The 26,145-nt window shown below is 41.5% G+C and carries 24 protein-coding genes and 1 other RNA gene; 11 read left to right on the top strand and 14 right to left on the bottom strand.

All coding sequences use genetic code 11. From position 1 onward, the window contains the following. Positions 1-194 precede the first annotated feature (194 nt). From HCR01_RS07505 to trpD, 4 genes are all read left to right on the top strand, one after another. Positions 195-488 (top strand): hypothetical protein, encoded by a 294-nt coding sequence (locus HCR01_RS07505; protein ID WP_193195631.1) that lies wholly within the window; start codon positions 195-197, stop codon positions 486-488. After that, a complete protein-coding gene (locus HCR01_RS07500) occupies positions 489-893 on the top strand; it encodes a type II toxin-antitoxin system VapC family toxin (RefSeq protein ID WP_193195630.1) in 405 nt (134 codons plus the stop codon). Between the two features lie 16 nt (positions 894-909). Next, a complete protein-coding gene (locus HCR01_RS07495) occupies positions 910-1,791 on the top strand; it encodes a DNA adenine methylase (protein ID WP_193195629.1) in 882 nt (293 codons plus the stop codon). Positions 1,792-1,879: 88 nt separating this feature from the next. Continuing rightward, complete coding sequence (gene trpD / locus HCR01_RS07490; protein ID WP_193195628.1) at positions 1,880-2,947, top strand: anthranilate phosphoribosyltransferase; 1,068 nt, start codon at positions 1,880-1,882, stop codon at positions 2,945-2,947. On the opposite strand, the gene HCR01_RS07485 is transcribed toward trpD, so the two are convergent. Further along, complete coding sequence (locus HCR01_RS07485; RefSeq protein ID WP_193195627.1) at positions 2,877-3,920, bottom strand: TIGR02281 family clan AA aspartic protease; 1,044 nt, start codon at positions 3,918-3,920, stop codon at positions 2,877-2,879. The genes trpD and HCR01_RS07485 overlap by 71 nt on opposite strands. Positions 3,921-4,153: 233 nt before the next feature. On the opposite strand from HCR01_RS07485, the gene carA reads away from it, so the two are divergent. The 5 genes from carA to HCR01_RS07460 all read left to right on the top strand — a co-directional run bounded on the left by carA (position 4,154) and on the right by HCR01_RS07460 (position 8,337). Next, entirely contained in the window at positions 4,154-5,326 is a 1,173-nt protein-coding gene (carA, locus tag HCR01_RS07480; RefSeq protein ID WP_193195626.1) for a glutamine-hydrolyzing carbamoyl-phosphate synthase small subunit, read from the top strand. A gap of 142 nt (positions 5,327-5,468) precedes the next feature. After that, entirely contained in the window at positions 5,469-5,840 is a 372-nt protein-coding gene (locus tag HCR01_RS07475) for an STAS domain-containing protein (protein WP_193195894.1), read from the top strand. Between the two features lie 568 nt (positions 5,841-6,408). Next, the gene (locus HCR01_RS07470) at positions 6,409-6,888 is read left to right on the top strand and encodes a Mini-ribonuclease 3 (protein WP_320073091.1); all 480 of its coding nucleotides are present in this window, start codon (positions 6,409-6,411) and stop codon (positions 6,886-6,888) included. 88 nt (positions 6,889-6,976) lie between these two features. Then, positions 6,977-7,954: a 23S rRNA (guanosine(2251)-2'-O)-methyltransferase RlmB gene (gene rlmB, locus HCR01_RS07465; RefSeq protein ID WP_193195624.1), complete on the top strand. Its 978-nt coding sequence runs from the start codon at positions 6,977-6,979 to the stop codon at positions 7,952-7,954. A gap of 80 nt (positions 7,955-8,034) precedes the next feature. Continuing rightward, positions 8,035-8,337 carry a DUF1816 domain-containing protein gene (locus tag HCR01_RS07460; RefSeq protein WP_162395508.1) on the top strand — a complete coding sequence of 101 codons (303 nt, stop codon included), beginning with the start codon at positions 8,035-8,037 and terminating at the stop codon, positions 8,335-8,337. Between the two features lie 106 nt (positions 8,338-8,443). Here the strand turns inward: HCR01_RS07460 and HCR01_RS07455 are convergent, their stop codons facing one another. The 5 genes from HCR01_RS07455 to HCR01_RS07435 all read right to left on the bottom strand — a co-directional run bounded on the left by HCR01_RS07455 (position 8,444) and on the right by HCR01_RS07435 (position 15,609). After that, a complete protein-coding gene (locus HCR01_RS07455; protein WP_193195623.1) occupies positions 8,444-9,301 on the bottom strand; it encodes an alpha/beta fold hydrolase in 858 nt (285 codons plus the stop codon). Between the two features lie 75 nt (positions 9,302-9,376). Next, the gene (locus HCR01_RS07450; RefSeq protein ID WP_226889215.1) at positions 9,377-10,000 is read right to left on the bottom strand and encodes a CAP domain-containing protein; all 624 of its coding nucleotides are present in this window, start codon (positions 9,998-10,000) and stop codon (positions 9,377-9,379) included. A gap of 256 nt (positions 10,001-10,256) precedes the next feature. Beyond that, positions 10,257-10,961: a CAP domain-containing protein gene (locus HCR01_RS07445; protein WP_193195621.1), complete on the bottom strand. Its 705-nt coding sequence runs from the start codon at positions 10,959-10,961 to the stop codon at positions 10,257-10,259. Positions 10,962-11,992: 1,031 nt separating this feature from the next. Further along, positions 11,993-12,757 carry a DsbA family protein gene (locus HCR01_RS07440; RefSeq protein WP_193195620.1) on the bottom strand — a complete coding sequence of 255 codons (765 nt, stop codon included), beginning with the start codon at positions 12,755-12,757 and terminating at the stop codon, positions 11,993-11,995. Between the two features lie 221 nt (positions 12,758-12,978). Further along, positions 12,979-15,609, bottom strand: a complete 2,631-nt coding sequence (locus HCR01_RS07435) for a DNA polymerase III subunit alpha (RefSeq protein ID WP_193195893.1) — start codon at positions 15,607-15,609, stop codon at positions 12,979-12,981. A 166-nt stretch (positions 15,610-15,775) separates the two neighbouring features. Here HCR01_RS07435 and HCR01_RS07430 point away from each other — a divergent pair, with 166 nt between their 5' ends. After that, entirely contained in the window at positions 15,776-17,080 is a 1,305-nt protein-coding gene (locus HCR01_RS07430) for a dicarboxylate/amino acid:cation symporter (RefSeq protein WP_193195619.1), read from the top strand. Between the two features lie 825 nt (positions 17,081-17,905). Here the strand turns inward: HCR01_RS07430 and HCR01_RS07425 are convergent. Together HCR01_RS07425 and HCR01_RS07420 are read right to left on the bottom strand one after the other, a co-directional pair. Then, positions 17,906-19,618 (bottom strand): diflavin flavoprotein, encoded by a 1,713-nt coding sequence (locus HCR01_RS07425; RefSeq protein WP_193195618.1) that lies wholly within the window; start codon positions 19,616-19,618, stop codon positions 17,906-17,908. A 197-nt stretch (positions 19,619-19,815) separates the two neighbouring features. Further along, a complete protein-coding gene (locus HCR01_RS07420; RefSeq protein WP_193195892.1) occupies positions 19,816-21,534 on the bottom strand; it encodes a diflavin flavoprotein in 1,719 nt (572 codons plus the stop codon). A gap of 1,284 nt (positions 21,535-22,818) precedes the next feature. Between HCR01_RS07420 and HCR01_RS07415 the strand changes: the two genes are divergently transcribed. After that, positions 22,819-23,241, top strand: a complete 423-nt coding sequence (locus HCR01_RS07415) for a helix-turn-helix domain-containing protein (RefSeq protein WP_193195617.1) — start codon at positions 22,819-22,821, stop codon at positions 23,239-23,241. 195 nt (positions 23,242-23,436) lie between these two features. Here the strand turns inward: HCR01_RS07415 and ssrA are convergent. The 6 genes from ssrA to HCR01_RS07385 form a co-directional block, all read right to left on the bottom strand. After that, positions 23,437-23,826: a transfer-messenger RNA gene (ssrA, locus tag HCR01_RS07410) on the bottom strand. Between the two features lie 87 nt (positions 23,827-23,913). Beyond that, complete coding sequence (locus tag HCR01_RS07405) at positions 23,914-24,678, bottom strand: class I SAM-dependent methyltransferase (RefSeq protein WP_193195616.1); 765 nt, start codon at positions 24,676-24,678, stop codon at positions 23,914-23,916. A gap of 80 nt (positions 24,679-24,758) precedes the next feature. Further along, positions 24,759-24,866 carry a WG repeat-containing protein gene (locus HCR01_RS40720; RefSeq protein WP_413773931.1) on the bottom strand — a complete coding sequence of 36 codons (108 nt, stop codon included), beginning with the start codon at positions 24,864-24,866 and terminating at the stop codon, positions 24,759-24,761. 13 nt (positions 24,867-24,879) lie between these two features. Further along, on the bottom strand, positions 24,880-25,254 hold the full coding sequence (locus HCR01_RS07395) for a WG repeat-containing protein (RefSeq protein WP_193195615.1): 375 nt from the start codon (positions 25,252-25,254) through the stop codon (positions 24,880-24,882). Positions 25,255-25,311: 57 nt separating this feature from the next. Next, a complete protein-coding gene (locus HCR01_RS40395) occupies positions 25,312-25,632 on the bottom strand; it encodes a WG repeat-containing protein (protein ID WP_193195614.1) in 321 nt (106 codons plus the stop codon). Positions 25,633-25,875: 243 nt separating this feature from the next. Next, a partial coding sequence (locus HCR01_RS07385) for a transposase (RefSeq protein ID WP_193195613.1) occupies positions 25,876-26,145 on the bottom strand: 270 nt, incomplete at its 5' end.

Genomic DNA, 26,145 nt, shown 5'->3' with positions numbered 1-26,145 from the left:
TAATGCAAATAATCGATATGAAGCATGAAGCCACAAAAATTATTTGATTATAAATATACTCAAAAGACCTCTATAATATCCTAGTGTAGAATTAATTTCAAACAATAGTGAGTTAAAATTCAAAGGTCATGTGTTGTCAATAAACTAGCTGATATGACATCCATAATTACATATAAGATCTGAGGTTTAGTGCAGTGAGTCAGGTTTTAAGCTTGGAATTAAGTGATGAAGTCTACGCGGTATTGCAACAACAAGCTGAGGTTGCAGGCGTATCTCTTGCAGAATGGGTAGCTACTTCTATAGAACGGCAATATGGTTCTCTAAGATATGAAAAGTCGCAAACTGAAATAGAGAAACAAGCAGCTCGCCAACGCTTCCGAAGTCATGCTGGAGCAATTAACTTAGGTTACGCTACAGGAGCAGACAATGAAAGTATTGATGCTGATTTGGCGATAGCATATAACGATACGCTTGAGGAAACAAATTGAGTGCTTCTACTTGATACATCTGGGCTGCTTTGCTATATCCACAGTGGTGAACCAGAACATCAAAAAGCAATTGAGTTTCTCGATAGTGTTAGTGAGAGCTTAACTTACAGCTATGTTTTAGCAGAGTTTATTGCACTAGCCCAGGTTCGTCGCTTCCCACGTACAGCAGCACTAATATTTATGAATGATTTGTTAGAAAATCCAGATATCGAGACGGTATGGATTAATGAGTTATTACATCGAGAAGCAGTTAAACTTCTAGTAGCGCGGCAAGACAAAACCTACTCTCTATGCGATGCTGTCAGCTTTGTGTTGATACGTCAGCGTGGTGTCACTGACGTGCTAACCACCGATCACCATTTTGAGCAGGAAGGCTTTCGACGTTTATTATTACCCCAAGCGTGACTATTTCTACGAAATTATGATTAAAAGTCCGCTCCGATATCCTGGCGGTAAGTCAAAAGCAATAAATCAAATCGTTGAATACTTATCAGAGAGTTTTGCTGAGTTTAGAGAGCCTTTTGTGGGTGGTGGTTCTGTATTTATCTATTTAAAGCAAAAGTTTCCTGACCTAAAGTTTTGGATTAACGATTTAAATTGTGAGCTATTTCTGTTCTGGAAGTGTGCTCAATCTGATATAGCTAATTTAGTTAAAGAAGTTCGTCATATTAAAGATAAATATACAAATGGTAAATTGCTATTTTTAGAATTAACAAGTGTAGATGTAAACAATTTATCTGATTTAGAAAGAGCAGTGCGCTTTTTTGTTCTGAATCGAATTACTTTTTCTGGAACTGTAGAATCAGGTGGTTTTTCTCAGGAAGCTTTTCATAAACGATTTACTGATACTTCAATAGAACGTTTAGAAAAATTAGAAAATATTTTAACAGAAAATGTCCAAATTACTAATTTAGATTACAGTTATCTATTAAATGCAGAAGGTAAAAACGTATTTTTATTTTTAGATCCGCCGTATTATAGTGCTACTAAATCAAAGTTATATGGTAAAGATGGTGACTTGCACACATCTTTTGATCATCAGAGATTTGCTGAACTTTTAAGTCAATGTCATTATCCCTGGTTAATCACTTACGACAACTCACTGCAAATTCGAGAAAACTTTAAATCAGCTAATATTGCAGAGTGGGAATTGCAGTATGGCATGAATAACTATAAGCAGAATGGTGCTGCTAAGGGAAAAGAGTTATTCATTACTAACTATGAAGTTCAATATGATGTAAATAAAAAAGCAAAGAACAAGAATTCTGTTAATTCAGCTTTGCAGTTGAGCCTTGATATTTGAAGTAAGTGCTGCTACTTTCACATTTTTCGGTAGGATAGCTCCCATGCCCCTCAACTGAGCTATACCCTACAATACACAAACCTGAGCTATGACAACTTCCCCAATCCCTACGCTAGAACCCTCTGCTAGTTGGTATATCCTGCTGCAACAATTAATAGACGGACAATCATTGTCCCAAACTCAAGCTGCTGAATTGATGCAAGGGTGGTTAACTGAAGCTATTCCCCCAGAGTTATCGGGAGCAATTTTAACAGCGCTGAACTTTAAAGGCGTTTCTGCTGAAGAGTTAACCGGGATGGCAGAAGTATTACAGTCCCAATCTTCGCCACTCAGCACTCAGCACTCATCACTAAGTACTGTAATTGATACCTGTGGTACTGGCGGAGATGGGTCATCAACTTTTAATATTTCCACAGCGGTTGCCTTTGTTGCTGCTGCCTATGGCGTACCTGTCGCTAAGCACGGAAATCGCTCAGCGTCAAGTCTTACGGGAAGTGCCGATGTCTTGGAGTCCTTGGGTGTAAACTTGAGTGCTTCTGGCGAAAAGGTACAAGCGGCATTACAAGAAGTAGGGATCACTTTCTTATTTGCCCCTGGTTGGCATCCAGCACTCAAGGCTGTTGCTCAATTGCGGCGAACTCTGAAGGTGCGGACAGTGTTTAATTTACTTGGGCCATTAGTGAATCCCTTGCGTCCCACTGGACAAGTGGTAGGGCTATATACTCCCAAGCTTTTGGCAATTGTTGCCCAAGCGTTAGATAAGTTAGGCAAGCAAAAGGCAATCGTTCTGCATGGGCGAGAAAAACTTGATGAGGCTGGGTTAGGAGATTTAACTGATTTAGCGGTGTTATCGGACGGGGAGGTACAGTTAACTACAGTGAATCCTTTGGAGTTGGATTTAACACCTGCTCCCATAGGTATGCTCCGGGGTGGGGATGTCCAAGAAAATAGGTCGATTCTCAAAGCGGTACTGCAAGGTAAGGGAACTCAGGCACAACAGGATGCAGTGACTTTAAATGCATCATTAGCGCTGCAAGTAGCAGGTGCTATACCATTGTTAGACCACGCCCAAGGTATTAGTGTCGCTAAGGAGATCCTACAAACCGGCGCGGCTTGGTCGAAGTTGGAGCAGTTAGTTCAGTTTCTTCGGGATTAATATCTGAGTGTGATTGCGGGCGAAATTCCACGACATTACGTTTGATGGTGACATCGTAGTTGCCGAAAAAGTCATGCCCTAGAAGTCCTGTTTCTAGTTCTAAGCCTGCGATCGCAACTGGCACTCTATTCACCATTACCCCGCTAACTTCCATTGAATTAATATAACCAACAGGAAATTCTACAGCTTTGGAACTGGCAGTATTTGCCCTAGCTTTCCCCACTGGCACTACCCCCAAAGCATTCGCCATCTGTTGGGTAATTACAGTACCACTGGCTCCTGTATCTACAATCATCTCAAATTGCTTTTGACCATTGAAGGTAACTTCAATAATTGGCGTTCCACCAACTCGCCTTTTGATTGGGGCTGTAAATACATCTTCTTCCTGGGTGAGCAGTACTGATGAGGGCACTGGCTTTGGTGGCAATAATCTTGTTCTTACAGGAGCAGACAAGGAGGGAGTGAACTTTGGTGTAGTTGCTGTCTGCGGAACGGTAACTATTATCCTTTGGGGTTTGACAACTGGCGGCGGTGGGGGGCTAGGATTAGCTTTGCGCTGAGCATATTTGATTCGGCGCTCGTATTCTGTGATTTTTGTTTGGGCGAGTCCAAATTCTTGACTTCGTGGCTCCACGTTTTGCATGAGGGCGATCGCTTCTCGAAACTGACTCGCCACTAAACGCCAATCCTCAGAGGATTGAGCAGATTGGCTGATACTTAAAGCGCTGGCGGCCTTGTCTAGCCCCAGTTCAAAAAAACTTGGTTCAATTTCAGACGGTTCTGGTGATTGTGCTTTTGGTCTAGCTGGTCTTGTTGGTTCAGCAGGCTGTAGCGCCGCCAAATCCCCAATTTGCGCGGATTCATTGCCACCAGTTGCGGAATTCCGTTTGTCTTCACTACAGGCAACACTCAAAACCGCCAGGGCACTTGACAGGAAAATTAGGGCTGCACGGGATAAAAAAGACTGAAGCATAATTAATTTTAATCTTAACTGCCCAAGCTTCTTCAAATCTACTTCTACTTCTGATTCCCCTATTAAATAATTTTTGGATGTTTAATTTTTAATTTTTAATTAATTCTCCTGAAAACTCCTAATCGCCGAACTCATGGGATAATTAACAATCGCAGTATTAAGGACTGGGAACTAAACTCTTCCCAATACCCGTTCTCCAACCCTCACCCCTAAACATTTTGTCTTCATCGCTTATGCCTCTGACTGACGCAATACCTGCTCTACTTGTCCTGGCAGATGGAACCACTTATCGCGGTTGGTCTTTCGGTGCTACGGGAACCGCGATTGGGGAAGTGGTATTTAACACTGGCATGACTGGATATCAAGAAGTACTGACCGATCCTAGCTATCGTGGTCAGATTGTCCTTTTTACTTATCCTGAATTGGGGAACACTGGCGTTAATGCCGAAGATGAGGAATCAGATCGACCGCAAGTGCGGGGTGCGATCGCTCGAAATATTTGTCACCGCCCAAGTAACTGGCGATCGACACAATCCTTACCTGATTACCTCAAACAGAACCAAGTACCAGGCATCTATGGTATCGATACCCGCGCCCTCACCCGCAAAATTCGGATGTTCGGAGCGATGAATGGTGGTATTTCCACATCCATCCTTGATGAGGCGGAATTGCTAGAGCAGGTACAGGCTGCTCCCAGCATGGCAGGATTAAATCTGGTTCGCGAAGTCACTACCCCAACAGTTTATGAATGGTCAGATCCCACAATCCCAGCTTGGGAATTCAACTCGGAGGCTGCGGAAAATCTGGGTAAACCCTTCACTGTTGTTGCCCTTGATTTTGGGGTAAAACGCAATATCTTGCGGCGCTTGGCAAGTTATGGTTGTCAGGTGATTGTGGTTCCTGCTAATACTCCACCAGAGGAAATTCTCAACTATAATCCAGATGGCATCTTTCTTTCTAATGGGCCTGGTGATCCCGCTACGGTAACCGAAGGTATTGAAACCACCAAGGCGTTGCTATTGAGTCAAAAACCTATTTTTGGCATTTGTATGGGACACCAAATTTTAGGTCATGCCTTGGGAGCAGAAACCTTTAAACTTAAATTTGGTCACCGTGGTTTAAATCAGCCTGCAGGTTTACAACAAAGGGTAGAAATTACCAGTCAAAACCACAGTTTTGCTATTGACCCAGACTCTCTACCTGCGGCAGTTGCGGAAATTAGCCACCTGAACTTAAATGATCGCACCGTTGCCGGGGTACGTCACAAATCTCTACCTGTATTCTCCGTACAATATCATCCAGAAGCCAGTCCTGGCCCTCACGATGCTGATTACTTATTTGAGCAATTTGTCCAAGCAATGCGAGCAGCCCGCGAAGCTGCAACAGCCCAAGTGAGTTCAAAATAGAGAATGGAGCATGAGGAATAGGGAATAGGGAAAAACAACTAGCAGTAATCAAATGCCCAATGCCCCCTACTCCAGCAGATTGTAGACAACTTGCACAAAAAACATCTATACTTGAGCGTTCACTTTCACCCATGAGGAGGGAATTATTGCTGAGCCACTGAATCTAACCGTAAGCCTGAGGGGCACTCGTGAAGTCCGGGATAACTGTCAGCTATTCCGCCTCACAGGTTTGTTAGATGCCTTTTCTGAGCCAACATTTCGCAAGGTACTTGGCGGCAAGATTGACGAGGGCCCCAAGCACATTATTTTGGATCTCTCACAAATAGACTTTGTTGATAGCTCTGGCTTGGGTGCTCTAGTACAACTAGCTAAGCAAGCTCAAAATGCTAACGGCACCTTCCAAATTGTCACGAATGCCCGCGTAACTCAAACGGTCAAGCTTGTTCGCTTAGAGAAGTTTCTCTCCCTGCAACCAACAGTTGAAGCGGCTCTAGAAAACGTCAAGTCGTCTTGATTGCTTGATCCGAGAGTTAAATTCAGCTATCCGATGCTTAATCTGGATAGCTTAATTTTTAAAACTTCTGGCGAGAAAACCTCTCTCCTTGTGGGAGAGGCAAGCCAGTTGAGCTATTATTTATTTTTAAAGCTGACCGAATAAAAAAGGATATGGACAGCCAGTGCTTTGCGGTGTAGTTGGCTATGATATTGGATAGAAGTTAGAGAAAGCTTAGTGGTTTAGTTAGTAGATTGATTTACAAACCAGGTTTACTCAATACTTCGGGATCATCACTTACCAGCTAAAGATGGCAGTGTGGTCACTTAGAAAGATAGATCTAATGTTAGTGTCAAAATATTACCCAATCTTAGGCATATACCACAAGAACTAGGTTGAATGAAATTGATCGCTATCTACATCACGGTGATCTAGCAATGTCAACTCTTAATCACAAAGATAAAATTTAGTAAGTAATTTTGATAGTGTTGATTATGCTAGGTATACTAGCATGGCATACTTCATAAAGAATAAACACTATTTTGCGAAGAATGCCCCACAATGTCGCCCGTCAAGGAATGATTCACTTGTGAAGTCAAAGGAGGAATTATTAAATGGACAAGATGAAGCCCCTAATCAGAATTCATCTTGGACTCAAGCACTGTTGGTAAACACAGTGCTATTACCTCAGCAGATTTCCCTCTCACAACTGCAACAAATTTCTCCAGCTGCTCTTGCGTATTTGGGGGATGCAATTTATGAACTATATGTTAGGATGTTTTATCTGTTGCCACTGCAACGACCAGAGACTTACCATCGTCTGGTAGTGGCACAGGTAAGAGCAGAAACACAAGCGCTACATTTGCGATCGCTAACTCCTCATCTGAGAGAAACAGAATTAGAAATTGTCCGACGGGGCCGAAACGCCGCCACAGGGCGCCCTAAGAGAGTTGATCCCGGAATTTATCAACAAGCAACTAGTTTAGAAACATTAATTGGCTATCTATATCTCACCGATTACCAACGCTTAACCGAACTGTTACAAATACTCCATCTAGATCAACAGTGAGAACTCAAGGGAGCGATCGCCAAATTTAAGTAGAGTAAATTCAGTAAATTTAGGTAATCGAGATATTAAGCTACACCCAAAACTCATTATGGCGAGTGAACCAAGAAAAATGAAGACTTCAGGCGAATCTAATCGTGGGCAACCCCTAAAAATTCAAGGCAAGCGTGTTGTTGCCAATCCTATTCGCAATCCGAGAAATGGAGATAGTAACCCCATCTCTAGCAATTCGCGCTCACATCGCAACTTTTCGCATCCATCCCCATCCACGAAATCACCAGAAGAGAGCGATCTTATCTACGGTCGCCATCCAGTATTAAGTGCGTTGCAAAATCAGCGCGGTCTTAACCGCATCTGGATTACCACCCGTCTGCGTTACGATCCCAGCTTTCACCATTTGCTCCTCCAAGCCAAAGAAAATGGCACAGTCATTGATGAAGTAGAACCTAAGCGCTTAGACCAAATCACCGACGGGGCTAATCATCAAGGTGTAGTAGCGCAAACTGCTCCCTACGATTATGTCGAATTACCAGATCTGATTGAACAGGCAAAATCTTTAACCGATCCTGTAATTGTAGTGGCTGACGGGATTACTGACCCGCACAATTTGGGGGCAATTATTCGTACTGCCGAAGCAATAGGCGCTCAAGGACTGGTGATCCCCCAACGAAGGGCATCTGGGATCACATCCACAGTTGTAAAAGTAGCAGCAGGTGCTTTAGAAAACTTTTCTGTCGCTAGAGTTATCAACCTCAGCCGCGCTTTGGAAGAATTAAAAGAAGCTGGCTTTTGGATTTACGGCACAGCTGCAACTGGAAGCGAACCCCTGCATACAGTGAATTTCAGTGGTCCAATCGTTTTAGTAATTGGCTCTGAAGGCGAAGGTCTAAGTATGTTAACCCAACGCGGCTGCGATGTTTTAGTATCGATTCCCTTACAGGGCAAGACTCCCAGTCTTAATGCTTCAGTAGCAGCAGGTATGGCACTTTATGAGATTTATCGCCAAAGGTCGTCAAATACTCTGTACCTGAATAAATTACAAAAAATCTCTTTGAAAAAAGAAGCGTAAAAGAGTATAAAGAAATGTAAAAGAAAAAAAGTAGCATATCGTTCAACACCCTGTACGACGTTTATAAATAGGTGAAAACCATGAAAAAAATTTGGCATAACCTCAAGGAAAGCTTAATTAACGCATTCGACAAACTCGGCTTAGCTTGGTGGGTAGAGATAGTGACACACAACCCTCGTTGTACGTACTACTTCGGGCCATTTCTAAATTCTGCGGATGCAACATTTGCAAGCAAAGGCTATGTAGAAGATTTAGAAGTCGAAGGCGCCCAGGGAATTGTTGTGAATGTCAAGCGCTGTAAACCTGATAATTTAACGATTGCTGAAGACTTGGGGGAAAGATTTGACCGCAAAGTACAGCCTGCCTTTGGCGGTCAAATTTAAGTTAGGCGAAAGTCAATATAACTCGTAATTCGTAATTCGTAATTTATAATTTCGAGTTCTAATTACGACTTATCTGGTTAATAGTCAAAAATCCTTGCACTTTGGGCTACTGATTACTAATTACCTGTGGATGTTCTTCCAGCCAACGGTCAATATCTCTGAGTACCTGCTGGGGAACTTCCCACGGGAAAAGATGGGCAGTATTGGGGTAGAACTGCCACTGACAACTTTTGATGTGTTGAGCAGTTTCTAGGCTGGAATCAACTGTGATGTGGCGGTCTTGGACACCAGCAAGTACTAGACTAGGGCACTCAATTTGCTCTAGGTCTAAAACTCGATTATACCCAGATTGAATTGCACTGTAGAGGGCGCGAGTAGCAGCAGGTGAGGTTTGTAAATAAGCTGGTACTGCTTCCTGGGCAATGTAGTTATAAGCAGTGGGTGTATGTTGTTGGATTAAGTAGCGAAAAAGCGATCGCTTGCCAAAAGTTTCAATATTCCACTGCCAACTTGGTTTTATATAATTTAATAGCGCCGCAACACCAGTATACAAATTATCTTGCCAAGTAATGGGGGGATGACTGCCACGCGGTTTTGCTGCTGTTGCCACTAAAATCAGCCCACTAACGCGTTCTGGCAAATGTAATGCCAGTTCCATTCCTAAAATCCCCCCAAGTGACCATCCCAATACTAGACACTTTTCGATCTCAAAGCGGTCTAGCAGCGCCTCTAAGTCGGTTACATGGTCGTGCATATTAAAACTGCCGTTGAAGCGACTTTTGCCGTATCCACGTAAATCAGGGGCAAAAGTTCGACAGCGTTTTGATAAATGATCAGTAAAGACAGAAAGACTACGACCAGAACCAGGATGACCGTGTAAGCCCAGAATGGGGAATCCTTGACCTTGGACGTAGACATTGAGATGTGCAGCACCAGTAGTGGTATGACTATGGCGATCGCCCATTGCTCCCCGTTCTCCTGTATATTGTTCTTCAATTGTGTCACAGAGCTAGCGGCGAAGCATTCCAACAATACTTTCCTAATTCTCTGTATAACCTCCAGCATAAGTAATCACGCACATTTGCCTATATGTAGCATGAATGCCAAAAGCAACTCCCGTGACTTGAAAAGCTGGGTTAAAAATATTGTGGCGATGACCGCGTGATGCCACTCCATCATCAATAATTAACTGCATAATGATATCTTGGGCTGTATGAGAACCATAGCTGATGTTTTCAGCTGCCGTAATTTGCCAATTCCCATAGCGGCTGATGCGAGTAAAGGGATCACTGCGATCGCTACCATAGTGGCCTGTTGCACCACTTGCTCCTTGGTCTTTAACGTGATCCCTAGCGCCCAAAGACATACCTCGCGATATACTTAATGCTCCTACAGGATAGGCAGACTTGAGAAATGCGATCGCTTCATCAACTGCTTTTACCCCTTCCTGAGTTTGCAAATAAACACTATCGGAAATTTCGACTTGCTGACCTTGAAAGCGCTGTTTCCATTTTTCTAGAATCGGCAAGTATGTCGTAGGATTTGTCCGTACCTTGTTCATTTCCATTATCACTTCCTGTTCCAGCAGCGAGAGGATATGCTCACCTGCTAACTCAGGAACACCTTTTTGAGGAATTTCCCCTAAAACTTTCCCAAATTGCATCCGATTCATGAATAACCTTACAACTTAAAAGCGATGAGATATATTTAGCTTCACGAAATGAACAAAATATTTCGGAGAGAATAGAGATTGGGCAATACAGTCCGGTTAAAGGTGAAAGGGTAAAGGTTTTGAGTACATCTTGTACCCCTTAACCCAAGACCACAAAGAAAGTGATACTTATCCAAACTGTATTTAGAGAATGGAGACAAGGAGGATAAGGAAAATAACTACTGACTCTTGACTCTTGACAAATGACTTACTTATCTTTATAACCGCCAGCGTAGTTAATCACACATATTGTTTTATATGATTTGTGAGTTCCATAAGCAACGCCAGTCACTTTAAAAGCGTTATTAAAGATGTTTGTTCTATGACCGCGATCGCGCACACCATCATCAATAATTAATTGCATAACAATATCTTGGGCCGTGTTTGGACCATAGCTGATATTTTCGCCTGCGGTTTTTTGCCATGTACCATAGCGGTTTATCCGAGTGAAGGGGTTGCTACCATCGCTACCAGAGTGACCTGTAACACCTCTTGGCCCTTGGTCTTTGACGTGATCTCTAGCACCTAAAGACATCCCCTTGGATGCACTCAACGCACCCACAGGACGAGCTGACTTGAGAAATGTGATCGCCTCATCGACTGCTTTTACACCTTCTTGAGTTATCAAATAGGTATTATTAGAAATTTTGACTCTATTATCCTGGAAACGCTTTCTATAGTTTTCAATAATTGGAACATACGCCTTGGGATTTGTCCGCACCTTGTTCATTTCATTAATCACCTGTTGTTCCAAAGGTGAAAGGTAACTTGCCTTTGCCAACACAGTTGGACTAGCTTGTTGAACTACAGGCGGAGTAGATTTGGCTACAGATGGACTAGATTGAAGCAGTTTATCCGAGCAGCCGAATATCAGGGTTACTGGCAAAAGCACCCAAAATCTAATGTGACGCATTAATAAACTCACAATGTTTTCTAAGGTTTAATTTAGTGAATTAAATGCACAGTAAGGTTTAAGAAATAGGAATTTTAAACGCACAGAGAAATCTGAGCAGCGGCTTCTTCAGTTCCTAACTTACAGCGCCGATGTAAATTTCGGTAGGAACGCGCCCGGAATATAGTAGATGACTCTATGATCTTCTTTGTTCCTGGAGTGTTGCAAAAATATCACTTAATCTAAGTTGTAACATTCCTAACACTGAAACGTAAAGAGCTATTTTTAGCTCAGGTTAACTAAGTACAGCCTTGCGTAAAAATGCGGGGAAAGTCTGTAGACGCTTTTATAGAGTTTTTAGCCATTCAATAGCGTTACGAAGTTGTCAAATTATGTACTAATTACGTTGGCTCGATCTTAACAACTTTTACATCAGACAGAATTGGCTGACTCAATTTCCAAATTTATGAATAAATATAAAAATTAAATAAATAAGCTTAAAAAATTCCCAATTTTCAGAAAAACGATTTCAAAAACTTTAACTGATAAAAGCGTCAGTATTGATAGATTCAAGAAAAATATTAGAGATTTTGCCTGCTAATTAAGCTGATTTTTGGCAGGCGATCGCTGATTTAATTTGTCATCTATTTAAGAACATGAGGAGTAAGGAAAATTTCTCCTCTTTACTCCTCATCAGCTACTCCTTACACTTGCTTTAAGTAGAACAGTTTACTAGTGCAATAATCCTCTAACTAAAGACGCACATTATTGTTAAATAATTGAGTCTATCTCTAGACATAAGTACATAGAGATAAAAGCTTCACAGTATACATATTTTTGATTATTGCAAGTTGTTAGTCAAAATTAATTAGATATCTTATAGAAGCTCCGTTTATAAGAGATTGGGCAAGGAAAAAAGATAAAATTCATCTCCTTGCTCCTTTTAGCTTTCCTTTTGTCTAAATTCTGCAAGCGGTATATGTGGCAAGCTTGTTGCAGTCATAATTAAGTATTGCTTTTACCTGCATAAGCACATTTCAAAATACACTAATTTACTTAGCATTAGCCAATATACTTTCAATATCTGATAGCTGTACCACTCCTGAGTAACCAGGACTATTCATTATCAAGAAAGGTGTACCAGAAACCCCTAATTTCTCAGCTAGCTGGATATCTTTTTCAATCGCAGGAGTAGCAAGAGTGCGATCGCGTTCAAATTTCGTTAAATCTAGATTCAGATTTTTGGCAATATCTAAATACAACGCCTCAGCCAGTTGCTTTTGATTAGTAAACAAAGCATCATGATATTCCCAGAATTTACCTTGCTGATTTGCTGCCCAAGCTGCTGTTGCTGCTGGTAATGCATTACTATGAATTGCAGTCAAAGGTAAATTCTTGTAAACTAACTTGACATTATCCTGATGTGCCAACAACTGTTTCAGGGTTTTATTCGCTTCAGCACAGTAAGGACATTGAAAGTCTGAGAATTCTACTAACAGAGTTTTTGATTGAGCCGAGCCTGTTGAGGGAGACTCACCAATCACTATTTGGGGATTTGTTTTTAAATCCTGTAAAAATGCTTGCTGTGCTTGCTTTATTTTTTGTTGCTGTTGTTGTTGGTATGCTTGAACAGATTCAATAAGTACGTTTGGATGTTCGCGGATAATTTGTAACACCTGCTCCTCCAATTGCGGAGTGATGCGGCTGGTGGCTTGCGCAGGAAATGACCAGCTTAAAACCAAACATAATAGACCAATTCCTACCCAGGTACGTAGAGACTGAAGTAGTCGCTCAGACCAATAAAAAAGTTTACTCATACAGAACTCTTGAGAAATCAATATCTCCTAGCCATGATACTGGGAAAGGCGATGGGATGATAGGCGATCGCAACTAAGTAGCTAGGCATAAATTAAAGTTTGTAGTAAGGACTTTAGTCCTGATAATCCTCATTTTGAGCGATGAATCACTCACTACGAACTAAACTACGAACTAAGATTTTATTTTATGTTTAATTATAGCCGCTACTTAATGACTGCGCCTATTCTGGCAAACCCTGAACTCGCAACAAATCTAATTCCCGTTCAAATATTTCATCAATCGGCAACATTTGCCCATCAGTGGTCATAAATTTATGGTCTTTGGTTGCCCGAATTACTGAACCATCTTCTAGGCAATACTCAAAGATTTCTTGTTCTCCACGATTATGCCATTGTGCTACAGGTTGCGTGTAAACATTCCCATTACTATCAACACTGTACACTGTGCATTCAATGTCTTTTTCTACAATCTTTCCAATGGGAATAAACCCATATTCTACAGTCAATACTTCCGTGTCATAGCTTAAGCAATATTCAGCAAACTTCAACATTTGCTCGAATAATTCATCGGCAACTTTTTTCTGCACGCCATTTTTAGCAGCGCCATCCACGAACTTTTCTCGCTGCTTTTGCATTTCGGAAACTTTCTTCTTACCCATCGCCCGACGCAGCAAGTCAGCTTGTCCTAGGGAATATCCAGCCATATCCTGAGCAATTTTCATGATTTGCTCTTGATAGACCATAATCCCATAAGTTTCATCTAATATTGGTTCTAGAATAGTATGTTGATAATCAATCTTTTCTCGACCGTGTTTGCGGTTAATAAATTTCGGAATCAGTCCCGCATCTAATGGCCCTGGTCGATAAAGTGCCAAAATTGAAGAAATGTCTTCTATATTTGAAGGCTTCAAATCCCGCACTATTTGACGCATCCCTGAAGATTCTAATTGAAATATTCCTTCTAATTCACCTGCTTCTAATAGTGCATAAGCTTGCTGTACATCTTTTGGTAAGGTACTGTGTTCCCCTTTCGCTAATATCTTTTGTGCTTTTCTTTCCTGATGGGTGATTTCATCAGGGTCAACAGAATATCCTCTAGTTTCTTGAATTAAATCAATGGTCTTTTGAATCAGCGTCAAGTTACGCAAACCCAGAAAATCCATTTTTAGCAAACCCATTGATTCCAGATCTTCCATGAAATATTGGGTAATCACGGAACCGTCATTATTTCGCTGGAGTGGTACAATTTCATCAAGCGGGTCGGCAGAAATCACTACACCTGCTGCATGAACACCAAAAGTTTTGTTAGTTCCTTCAATTCGCATTGCCATATCAAGCCAATGGCGAACTTTTGGGTCATGATCATATTTTTCTTTAAACTCTGGTTCTGGGGTTTCGTTAGAAATCATCACCTTGAGTTTAGTTGGTTTTCCCCGCACCACAGGAATTAATTTCGCCATTTTGTCAGCTTCGCCGTAGGGAATATTCAATACTCTGGCGACATCTTTCAAGACAGCTTTAGAAGTTAGGCGGTTAAAGGTAATAATTTGAGCGACTCTATCTGCACCATATTTATCAGTGACGTAGTCAATAACTTTATCCCGCTGTTCAATACAAAAATCCGTGTCAATATCAGGCATGGATTTACGTTCTGGGTTCAAAAAGCGCTCGAACAGTAGCCCATGATGCACAGGGTCAATGTTAGTAATTCGCATCGAGTAGGCAACTAATGAACCAGCCGCCGAACCCCGACCGGGGCCCACAGGAATATTATTATCTCTGGCAAATTTGATGTAATCCCACACTACTAAAAAGTATTTGGAGAAACCCATCTGTTGAATCATTTTCAGTTCGTATTCCAATCTTTCTCTATAGATGGAATCGACTTCAGTGCGGGATTTACGATTTAATCTTTCTAAAAGTCCTTGCCAAGCAACTTCTTCTGCGTAAGTATCAGCAGTATGACCAGAGGGAATCGGGGGTGTAGGAATTTGAGGCTCACCCATAATATGGTAAGGCTCAACTTTATCGGCAACTTCTTCAGTAGTGGCTACCGCTTCGGCAATAACATCATCTGGTAAATGGTCACGAAATAGCTGTTGCATCTCTTCACCAGATTTGAGATACTCTGTACCGCTATAACGCATCCGTTTATCTTCAACAATTAGCTTGCCAGTTTGAATACATAGCAAAGCATCGTGTGCTTCAACGTCAAAACAAGATATAAAATGCGAGTCATTCGTAGCAACAATTTTAATATTTAGTTCTCGCGCAATTTTGACAATTTCAACGTTAACAATTCGGTCTTCTTGGGAGCCGTGGTCTTGAATTTCTAGATAATAATCATCACCAAATACATCTTTATACCATTGGGCAACTTTACGAGCTGCGTCTGGTCTACCACTAAGAATTGCTTGGGGAACTTCTCCACCCAAACAAGCGCTGGTGACAATCAAGCCTTCATGATATTCTTTTAGTAATTCTTTATTAACACAAGGACGAGAAAAAATTCCTTTACCCTGGACACCTTTGAGGTGAGAAATTGTAGTTAATTTGACTAAATTTTTGTATCCTTTAGTATTTTTAGCTAAAACGACTTGATGATATTTAGGACGGCGTTCTTGTTTTTCAATATCGCCGTTAATTATATACATTTCGTTGCCAAGAATTGGCTTAATATTCTGACTACGGCAGATTTTGATCAGTTCGATCGCTCCGTACATGACACCATGATCGGTAAGGGCGATCGCTTTCATCCCCAGTGCGATCGATCGCTCCACTAACTCTGGTAGCTGACTTGCCCCATCGAGCAAACTGTAGTCACTGTGAATATGCAAAGGGACAAAGGACATATACGTCTCCAACCACAAGCCAACAATTTCTCTAGGAGTATCCCGATACACACCCCTTCGAGCAGGATTTTGCAAAGCAACGGGATCTTAGATTAACTCGTTTGCGAAATTTTCACTTCCGAAAGTGAAGTTTTAATAGTTACATCTGTTCACCAGCATCTAGATAATGAGCCAAACAGAGAGCACTAATCCGCCTGAAACCAAAGCCCGCCCTTGGTGGCAGCGTATCCCTCTGACGCTACAAATTCTTATAGCCCTAGTGGCTGCTGTCAGCCTCGGAATTGCACTCGGTGCAGGGAATCCCAATCCAATCAATGCCACCTTAATTAACAACTTAGCAATTCCTGCTGAATTAGTGTTAAAGGCTCTCCGTGCCTTGGCTACACCGCTGATTCTGGTAGCAGTACTGCATACTTTAATGACTACGAATATCCCTGGTACAGCCGGACGGCGGCTGGTGGGATTACTTTTAACAAACACAACCGTAGCTATCTTCATAGGACTTTTAGTAGCGAACGTCCTGCGTCCTGGTACTTGGGGCGATGTAACTACCTCAAAAACTACGGAAATAGCTGGTCAAAGTCTTGACCCTTGGGGATTACTCAGAGATGCTGTACCGGAAGCTGTCCTTAAGCCTCTGGTTGATAATAATGTCATCCAACTGATTGTTATTGCTTTGAGCTTTGGTATTGTCCTGCGAGGATTAAAATCCGAACAAATTACTCAAGGAAAAAACGGATACCAGTCAATTGAAAATGTCATCGGGATTTTATTTGAGACGGTAATCGGCGTTCTTAACTGGGTAATTGCCTTAGTGCCTTTGGCAGTGTTTGGAATTGTCGCTAAAACAGTAGCTAAAGAAGGCTTTGCACCTTTTCAATCTTTGGCTGCGTTCATCGTGGCTGTGCTGTTAGCGCTGGTATTGCAAGCTTGCTACTACCTCACTAGAGTAAAATTTGGTTCTTGGGTACACCCGCTAAAATTCTTAGGTGGCGGTTCTGATGCCTTTTTAACGGCTTTCTCGACTTCTTCCTCTGCTGCTGCAATGCCGATAACCTTTGAGGCTCTGCAAACAAAAATCGGTTTAAGGGAATCTTCTGCCGCTTTGGGGGCGTTAGTAGGGGCAAATTTCAACAATGATGGTACTGCCCTCTATGAAGCGATGTCTGCGTTATATATTTCCCAACTAATTGGGCAACATCTGAGTTTGGGACAGCAGTTAATTGTCGTTCTTACATCAATTTTTGCATCGGTAGGTGCGGCGAATATTCCCAATGCTGGACTAGTAACAATGACACTGGTGTTTACTTCTGTGGGCTTACCGACGCAGTATATCGCTTTGCTGGTAACTGTAGACTGGTTTTTAGATCGCTGCCGCACTGCGATTAATGTAATGGGAGACATGACTGTTAGTGCTTTACTTGATGGCAAAAAGCCGCATTCTGTGGACGAGGCGGAATTTACCATTTAGTTCAGTGCAGCAGTTTTCAAGTATCTAATGCTGTTGAGGCCCTTTAGCGTCACATTCTTTAAACCAACAGCGTTCTAGAAGTTGAAGTCGCCACATAGATGCAAAGCGATGAGGATTCAATATCAATTTAGTATCATGACTAAATAAGGGCTGGTTAAGATACTGCCAAAGAGGAAATTTAATTTTTGTGTGTTTTGGAGCCATAAGAACAACAAATAGTATAAAAGCGTTGTGGTAGTAATTGGCATCTATGTATTAATAACTGCCATATACTGTTTTTCTAGTTAAAGATTACACCGCAGTTTTTTAATTGTCCTTGTGGCAATTGCGGAAAATTTTGAATTTATTCAAGTCGTGAAACCATGTAGCTAGTCGTTGGCTTCTGGCATTGAAGCCGCAAAAGCTTTTCCAGGCTTCTTTGTACAATGCACTAGTTGCAATTTTTTGCGTTGGCGATCGCTATACCTAAAAAGTGGATTTCTCGCCTCGACTAAACGAACAAGTTCGTTTAGATCGTTACTGATACAGACTTTTCAGCCTAGCTCTAAAAGCTTTTAATGATAAGTTCATGTTGTCAATCTTACATTGTGCTTTTGTCTAATTTCTTAATAAATGTTTGGTTTAAGATACACAGATTTGTGTCAAAAAAATAAATCCACCCATACATCAAAGTGAAGGGTGGAATATGCTAAATGAATTGTCGCATTGCTGTTTCAGGTAGGCTTATACTAACCTCAAGCGGCTACTATAGCGATTTTTAATTGTATACAAAACATCCTTGCTGGGGATTTAAAAGCCAGAATTCCCAGAGAACTCCATTTGAGTTTAGTAATGCGTACCTGTTTTACGATGGTTGATAGCAGTAACAGCATCAGGCTTGATTAATTTACCATCGTCCACGGTTGCATACACAACCCAGTGATCGCCACATTCTAGGCGCTGGCTGACTGAACATTCTAGATAAGCTAAAGCGTCGTTGAGGACTGTACAGCCGTTATCTGCAACTCCTGTTTTAAAATTCGCAAATCGGTCTTCTCCGGGTGCAAAAGATTTACGAAAATGCTTTGTGTAGTCTTGATGATTGCCTTCAGGTAGAATATTCAGGGCAAACTTACCGCCTGGATACATTAGGGATTCGATCGCTCGTTCTTTGGCAATAGCAATGGTAAGTCCAGGTGGGTTAAAGGTGGCTTGAGAAACCCAAGCGCCTAGCATCCCAGTAGATACTTCTCCTTGCTTAGCTGTGATCACGCAAACAGAACCAACAATCCGGCCGACAGCTTGTTCGACTGGGGTAGCGGCTTGTTGTGGCACACGTACTTTTTTAGCCTTTTTCAAAGCTTGGGCGAAGTCTGTACCTACTTCTTCACAGAACTTGAGAGTGACATCATCAGGTTTAAATTTAACTTTCAGGGTGTCAAAACCAAAGCGATATCCAGCATCGCGGAGTTTACCCTCAATTAAGTCAAAAGCTTCGCCACTCCAGCCGTAGGAACCAAACACCCCAGCGAGTTTACTGTTGTCACCGCTCGATAGCACAATACCTAAAGCGGTATGAATCGGAGTAGGTGCATGACCGCCGATGGTGGGAGAACCGATGATAAAGCCATCTGACTGTTCTAGGTTAGTGCGGATTTCATCAGGGGTGGCAAATTCGCAGTTGATCGATTTTACCGCGACTCCACCTTTGGTCAATCCCAAAGCCATAGCCTGTGCTAAAGTCGCAGTATTCCCGTAAGCTGAGGCGTAAAGTAGGGCGACGGATATTTCGCGATCGCTGTGAGAACGGCTCCATTCTCCATAAGCTTTAGTAAGTTCGATTAAACCGGTGCGTACTAAGGGCCCGTGACCCACACCATACATTCTTACCTGCAAATCAGATATTTTCTCTAAAGCTGCTTCCACATGAGGAGCTTGAGGAGCCATCAGGCAGTTAAAGTAGTAATGCTGGTCTTCCTTAAGTGCTTCCCAATTATCATCAAACGCTTCATCGCCACACAGATGAGTTGCAAATAGCTTATCTGTATAGAGAATTTGGGTTTGCTGGTCGTAGGAACAAAGTCCTTCTGGCCAACGTGGACTGGGAGTGGGGAAGAATTTTAAAACGTGACCCTTGCCTAAATCTAAAGTTTCTTTTCCCCGCATCACCAAGACTTTCAAATCGTGGTCTAAGAAAGCAGCACGCAAATTTCCAGCACCAGGAAGAGAACAAACAAAAGTTACTTGTGGTGCAAGTTCTAGAATTGCCTTGAGGGTTGCGACTCGGTTGGGATTAAAATGACCTAGGATTACATAATCCAAACGTCTCAAGTCTAAAGTTTGTCGCAATGCTTCCAAATAAACTTCGGTGAAGCTTTCTGGGGGTGGGTCAATCAGTGCGGTTTGATCGGCTTCAATTAAATAGCAATTGGAGGTAGTACCTCTTTCAAGTGCATACTCAATTTCAAACCGTAGACGTGACCAACTACGTGCTCTGAGAACTTTAGTATTGGTAGCAATTGGTAAAACTTGTACGTCGCGTGGTTTGGAGTCGGTCATAGCTGTTTGGTGAAGTTGGGGGAAAATTTGGAAAAACCAGGCAACTTTTGCCCAGTTTTTAAAGCGCTTAAAGAAGTAGTGGGAGGAGTGGAGGAGTGGGAGCAGGGGAGCAGGGGAGCAGGGGAGAAGTTGCAGTAAGTCTTTCCCCTCTGCTCCTCCGCACCTCTGCCTCTTAACTCTTGACCCCTCCTCCTGCCTTAGTAGTAGTTACCGACTTTGCGATGACGAACGGCTGTCAGTCCATCGGCTTTGGAGACACGACCTTCTTGGACGGTGCAGTATAAAATCCAATGGTCGCTGCATTCCATGCTGGTTTGCACTTCACATTCCATGTATGCCAAAGCATCAGTCAGAATTGGGGAACCGTTTTTAGCTGTTTGGGTTTTCACTCCAGCAAATCGGTCAGCACCGGGATGTAAGCGCTTGAGAAAGTGCTTCTTGAGTTCTTGATAATTTCCTTCTTCCAGAACGTTGAGAACGAAGCGATCGCCTACTTGCATTAATGAATCAATGGCCCGGTCTTTGGCAACGGCAATTGTGAATCCTAGGGGTTGTAAACTCGCTTGTGTTACCCAGGATGCCAGCATTGCACTTGACACGTTACCTTTTTTGGTCGTGACAATGTACAGTCCGCTGCTAATCCGACCCAACGCTTTTTCCATGTTGACGTCGAGGGACTTAATTTGTTTGATGTTGCGATCGCGCACCAGCAATTGTCCTAGGTCTGTACCCGCTTCTTCACACAACTGGAATGTTGATGCAGTGGGAGCCTCTTTGATCCGAATGGCTGGGAAGGCTTCCTTGATACCGGAGTCGATAAATTTTCTCCGCAGTGTATCAATGGGTTCATCATCTCCGCCATAAGATTCAAATAGCCCAACCACTTGCTTATTTTTAGCAACGGCTAGCAACGAACTGATACTAGCCTGAGCGGCGGCGGCGCTAGTTGGAGGCATACCGATAATGATGCCGGCGGCTCTACCAGCTAGTTCTTGGATTTCTTGGCTCTCAGCAGAACTCAGATCTAGTACTTCTACCCCAACGCCAGTTTTCTGTAGTCCGTCACCAATTGCGTGAGCTAGGCGATCGCTATATCCATAATCTGAGACATAAAACAAGCCAACTGTGGTTTCGGCTTTAGCTTGTTTTTGGCTCCAATTTTCGTAGCACCCGGTTAAAACATCTAAATGATGGTGTAGCAAGGGCCCGTGACCGTTAGCGATAATATTAATTTTCCCAAGTTCGCCCATTCTCTTCATGGCATTTAGCAGAGAACGAGCGTTAGGGCCCATCAAGCAGTCGTAATAAAATCTAAAGTCAGCTTCGATCGCTTCTAAGTCTTCGTCGAAGGTGCGATCGTCACAAAAGTGCATCCCAAAGGCATCACAGGTGTAGAGGGTTTGGGTTTTGCGGTCGTAGCTGAAGATTGTGTCCGGCCAGTGCAGGTTAGGCGCACTCACAAATTCGATTTCATGTCCTTTGCCGATATCTATGCGATCGCCACTTTTGACAATCCGCTTGGAAAAAGGATCATGTACTAAGCCTTCGAGAAACTGGAGCGCAACTTTTGAGGCTAAGACGGTGGCTCTTGGTGCTAACTGAAGGACATCTTCCACTAAGCCGCTATGGTCTGGCTCTGTGTGGCTGACAATTATGTAATCAATTGTTTTGGGGTTAACAAGACCTTTAAGAGTGTCTAAATATAACTGGCGAAACTTCTGGTGAGAAGTATCAACCAAAACTGTTTGCTCACCCCTAATTAGATATGAATTGTAGGTTGTACCATTTTGCAGTCCGAATTCGATATCGAAGCGATCGCGATCCCAATCAAGAGAGCGAATCGCTGTTGTGTTAGGGGCAATTTCTACAGTTTGTATAGTTAGCCGATGTTGAATATTCTGTGCGATCGCTACCATTATTCGTCTCCGAGCGCAAATCATCAGGTTTTTATTCTCTCCCCATTGTCCCAATAAAAAATGTTTTAAGTTGTAATAAAGATGATATTTTGAGAAATTTAACTTGTATCAATTGTTGCTATTTATTAGCAATCTTTTTTACTCAAAAAATATACTAAACATTAATTAAATCAATAGATACATTGACTATTTGGTAACGCTTAATATTCGGATTATTTTATAATCCAAAGTTATCATACATATCACCCTTTTTTGACCAAAAAATTATAATTAAAAGCATAAAATATGTAAATAATACCTAGTTAAACTTATCGGGTAAAACTTAATAATTAACTTGAAATACTCAATTTTCAGATATTTAATTAATATTACTTCTTGATAACCAAATCTCTATTAAAAGTTGCCATAACTTGCTGCCATATACCAGCTATACATGAGAGGTTATTATAATTACAATGCAAAATTGGTCAGTTGTTTTGCATTTAATTTGAGGAGGCGATACGCGCCCTACAGATCACACCACATAGCTTATCTGAAGGATTTACTCGCAGGGTTATTTAATTTTTTCGCGTACTTCCTGAGATAATAAGTAGCTAAGGTAAGATAAACTCTTTATAAATTTTTAACAAGCATCAAATATGCTGTCGTTAATATGTTTGTTAATAAGCATTAGATATGCCACTGTCTCGATAAAATATCTTGTTATGTAAAGTGTAAATTTTCTGTAAAGTCAAGAAAACAGCAATTTTCCTGAAATAATCGAAGCAAATTAGCTAAAACCAGTTTAAGAAAAAAGTCTGGACTCCCATATCTTTTTCTACTTATGCAAATGCAAATTTTTATAAAAATTATTTTTAAAGTTTCGATAAACTACCAGTAAAAATACGAGTAATTAACTAAATTTTAATGCTACACTCTATTAGTGTAGATTTTAAATATTAGTTAGGACAGCGTTAATAGATTCTTGTCGTCATAGCCACGAGCTTGAGCTTATAGCTGTTCGATGAAAAAGCCTATATAGGCTAAATCTGTGGTTTGACTGATTTTGTACGTCAATCATTACTTGCATTACTTGATGATAAGTTCCAGATTTTAATAAGTGTTCTTCAAGCCAATACTTCTTGCATAACATGCCTTTAGGCTAGACTCCGGCATCCTTAAACATTGTAGTTCAGTCATTTTAGTGTGTTATTTAATACTGCATGCAGTAAGTATACAGGCGTGAATAGACATAACAATACCAAAAACTGACTGTGTGAAAGACTAGCGCTTATGGGATGCCGATTGAGAATTTTTTTAACAGAAGAAGAAAAGCAGACTTTGGAAGAGTTAAGGAGAGCCAAGGAGGTTCCTCAACGTACCAAAGACCGCGCTCAAGTTTTACTGCTGAATGCTCGTGGCTTAAAAAACGAGCAGATTGCTCAAGGCTTAAACTGGGCGATTTCAACAGTACGTCAAACCCTGCATCGTTGGGACAAGATGGGGTTAGCAGGGTTGTGGGATGCTCCTGGTCGAGGAGGAAAACCCCGATATTCGGAATCAGACTTAGTTTATCTGGAAAATTGCTTAGCTCAAGAGCCACGCACTTATAACTCTAAACAACTAGCAAAAAAATTGGCATCTGAGCGCCAAGTAAACTTGAGTCCCGACCGACTGCGACGGGTACTAAAAAAAAGGGGAAAAAGTTTTGAAAATACAGCTACATAACCCCAGAAACAGAACGATTAGCTAATTGCGAAAGATTAATTGTTTTGACTTTTAATTTTTAGTAGTTAGGAGACAGCAGACAGGAGTCATTAATATTATTCTCTTTCCCAAATTCCCCTACTCCCTTATCTTCTATCCATAAAACAAAATCCACCTACACATCAAAAGTGTCAGGTGGACTTGTTAATTATGTGTTAGTGGATCCGAGCAGAGTCGAACTGCTGTCCAAATTGGGTATTGACCCCCCGCTCATTCACAGGTTTAGCCTTTCTGACCCTCAAGGCGGGAATCGTTCATTATCCCGAACGTAGGATGCTCTGATTTAATCTTAGCTAGCAAGCCAACCAGAGAACGCTTGCTAGAGCATCCGTTGGGGTTTGGTCTTCAGTCCTTAACGGAGTCGAACTAAAGACGCTCGAACCTATAAGAGGTGTTTAGGCAGCTACTAGAGCGTCCTTACGAGCAAATTTAACGATGTTATTCGCATTTACTTTTTTTTCGAGTCTTTGATTTCCGAGAGACGACTCACTCTCGACCTGAATCACAGAGCAGCGTTCGCCAACCTGTCGAAACCGTGACGGACCCATGTCTCATATTTATTATTATAGTATATTGTTTTTGAAATGTGTTGTAAGACAATGAATTTAAGACTTTGGATTTGGGTTTTTTGGTTCATTCAAGTACTGCTGAAAAACACAAGGTATCTGTGTGAGAACTTGGCTGTAGATCGTCAGTGTAGTTTGCACAGAGAGTGATGTCTTTGTAGGCGTTTTCCCTTAAACACATGAGAAATTCGTCGCGTCCAAACCAACGTAAGGAAAGATTTTGTAATTCTGTGGCAACAATTTTGCCGTCTTTCCATTTCTCGTAGCGAATCACAGTCGTGTTAAGTTGATTCAGCCAGTCTATCTGAGATGTACATTGCAAGAGGATTGTTGATCCATCAGGGCAATCAATTGGCGATCGCTGTTTAACAATGTTCTCTGTTTTAAAATCTTCGATGGGCAACTCCAAATCAATAAAGATGCGCCCTTGTGGTTCCAGGTGTCGAGCAAAAGCTTGCAGGGCACCCACAGCAGCAGTTCGCTTTTCTAGCAGCATGAATGAGCCGAAGGAAACAACAATGGCGCTAAACTTACCAGGAACGTCAAGATTTTCTATATCACCGTGATGGAGAACAGGGTTCAATCCCCTTTCTAAACAGTGCTTTCGACAAATAGCCAGCATATCTGGTGAAGTATCGATGCCCTCAACATTCATACCAGCTTCTAATAGTGGTATCAGTAATCGTCCTGTGCCAACCATTGCTTCAAGAATCCTACCACCGATTCGGGAAAGGTGGCTGATGTAGTAGGGAACATCTGGATACTTTCCACCAATGGGCTTGGTGATGTCATACACTTCGGTACACAATGGCCCATATATCGTTGATGTCATTTAATTCTGGAGTTGCAATTTTACAAGTTGACAAAAGGATAGATATTTTATAGTTTATTGCGAACTAATTCTAACTTTTTTCATCGCTTAAAAGGATGATGAATATAACCCCATTTATTACCAACTTTTACCGGAGCGATGTTTTCCGAAAAAGACGAAACATCTGCAAACTGTGTTTGAATAACCACTTTTCCAGATTTATCAATCAATATATCCGCAGGCACTTTCACCAGTACAAAACGGTACTAAACCTTGGGAAAATGAAGCAGGGATAATTAAATTAGGTGGAATTACAAATTTCCCTGTTTTGTCAATAAATCCAAAGCCACTACGAGAATCCGTTGGTTTATTTCTAACTAAAGCTAATCCTTCAGAAAATGGATAGGCTAAATGAAATTGTGGTTTAATGACAATCTTACTTTCTCTATCTAGAAAACCAAAATCAAAATTATTGGATTTATTGACCACTAATAAATTCTCTGAAAATCCAGATAATGGGCTTTCGGAACCGAAATTCTCGCTCAGACGATAAACAACTTTTCCCTTTTTATTAATAATTGTATCTCGTCCTATCAATGCTAATCCTTGAAAAAATTTGCTACTATTACATCCAAATTGATGAGTGAAAACAGCTTAACCTTTCTGATTAATATACATTCCTTGATTTCCTACCGCCACTAAACCTTCAGAAAAGTCATCTGCACACGCAAATTGAGGAGAAATTACCATTCGACCTCTTTTGTCAATATATCCCCATTTATTACCTACTTGTACAGGTGCTAATCCTTGGGAAAAATTACCCGAATAGCGAAAGCTGCGATGATGTTTATCCATAAAAGATAGACTAAAGTAGATAGCACCATCTACGGGATATCCATCAAATTCGGCAGGAATAACAAGTTTACCCGTTTTGTTGATATAACCCCATTTGTTACCAATTTTTACCCTGGCCATTTCCTCTGAAAAGGGAGAGGCATAATCGAATTGGGGTTGAATCGCAAAATTTATTTTTGGTGCTGTTTGTTTTAGTAAGTAAGTCGTGGAGAAAATTTATAAGTATGTAACAAACAATTAAGCAGAAGAATTAGAGTTAAATCTTACACGTTGTGTACTGTAGTTTCCCTTGGATGCTCTAACTTGAACTCCATCAATCACAGCATAGGCACTCGTTGAACTCGTCTTCAAAGGTTTTCGAGGCTAGTTCATCTTTTTTGAGGTCAAGCACTCTAATTCAATCGGGTTCATTTCCGAACAATATTTGGGTAGAAAGAAGATGTACAAACCCATTGCTTCCCACTTTGACCATAATAGAATTACTTCTTTGCAACGATGTATTGGACCGTTGTCCTGTACGATTACTCTGATACGTCCTGTTTTTTGGGCAACTGATGCTTCAAGCTCCATCATCTGAATATAAGATTTGCGTGAAACGCCGCCAATCACCAAACCGTACACAAAACTAATTAA

Origin of the sequence: Nostoc sp. MG11 (assembly GCF_014904695.1) — a bacterium.
Classification (GTDB): domain Bacteria; phylum Cyanobacteriota; class Cyanobacteriia; order Cyanobacteriales; family Nostocaceae; genus Komarekiella.
This window is presented reverse-complemented; position numbering and strand designations above follow the sequence as displayed.

Bases quoted from the DNA above. Each gene is read 5' to 3' on its own strand.
- HCR01_RS07495 (WP_193195629.1), top strand. From the start codon at position 910: ATGATTAAAAGTCCGCTCCGATATCCTGGCGGTAAGTCAAAAGCAATA.
- trpD (WP_193195628.1), top strand. From the start codon at position 1,880: ATGACAACTTCCCCAATCCCTACGCTAGAACCCTCTGCTAGTTGGTAT.
- HCR01_RS07485 (WP_193195627.1), bottom strand. From the start codon at position 3,920: ATGCTTCAGTCTTTTTTATCCCGTGCAGCCCTAATTTTCCTGTCAAGT.
- carA (WP_193195626.1), top strand. From the start codon at position 4,154: ATGCCTCTGACTGACGCAATACCTGCTCTACTTGTCCTGGCAGATGGA.
- rlmB (WP_193195624.1), top strand. From the start codon at position 6,977: ATGGCGAGTGAACCAAGAAAAATGAAGACTTCAGGCGAATCTAATCGT.
- HCR01_RS07460 (WP_162395508.1), top strand. From the start codon at position 8,035: ATGAAAAAAATTTGGCATAACCTCAAGGAAAGCTTAATTAACGCATTC.
- HCR01_RS07455 (WP_193195623.1), bottom strand. From the start codon at position 9,301: ATGGGCGATCGCCATAGTCATACCACTACTGGTGCTGCACATCTCAAT.
- HCR01_RS07450 (WP_226889215.1), bottom strand. From the start codon at position 10,000: ATGCAATTTGGGAAAGTTTTAGGGGAAATTCCTCAAAAAGGTGTTCCT.
- HCR01_RS07445 (WP_193195621.1), bottom strand. From the start codon at position 10,961: ATGCGTCACATTAGATTTTGGGTGCTTTTGCCAGTAACCCTGATATTC.
- HCR01_RS07440 (WP_193195620.1), bottom strand. From the start codon at position 12,757: ATGAGTAAACTTTTTTATTGGTCTGAGCGACTACTTCAGTCTCTACGT.
- HCR01_RS07435 (WP_193195893.1), bottom strand. From the start codon at position 15,609: ATGTCCTTTGTCCCTTTGCATATTCACAGTGACTACAGTTTGCTCGAT.
- HCR01_RS07430 (WP_193195619.1), top strand. From the start codon at position 15,776: ATGAGCCAAACAGAGAGCACTAATCCGCCTGAAACCAAAGCCCGCCCT.
- HCR01_RS07425 (WP_193195618.1), bottom strand. From the start codon at position 19,618: ATGACCGACTCCAAACCACGCGACGTACAAGTTTTACCAATTGCTACC.
- HCR01_RS07420 (WP_193195892.1), bottom strand. From the start codon at position 21,534: ATGGTAGCGATCGCACAGAATATTCAACATCGGCTAACTATACAAACT.
- HCR01_RS07405 (WP_193195616.1), bottom strand. From the start codon at position 24,678: ATGACATCAACGATATATGGGCCATTGTGTACCGAAGTGTATGACATC.
- HCR01_RS40395 (WP_193195614.1), bottom strand. From the start codon at position 25,632: ATGGCCAGGGTAAAAATTGGTAACAAATGGGGTTATATCAACAAAACG.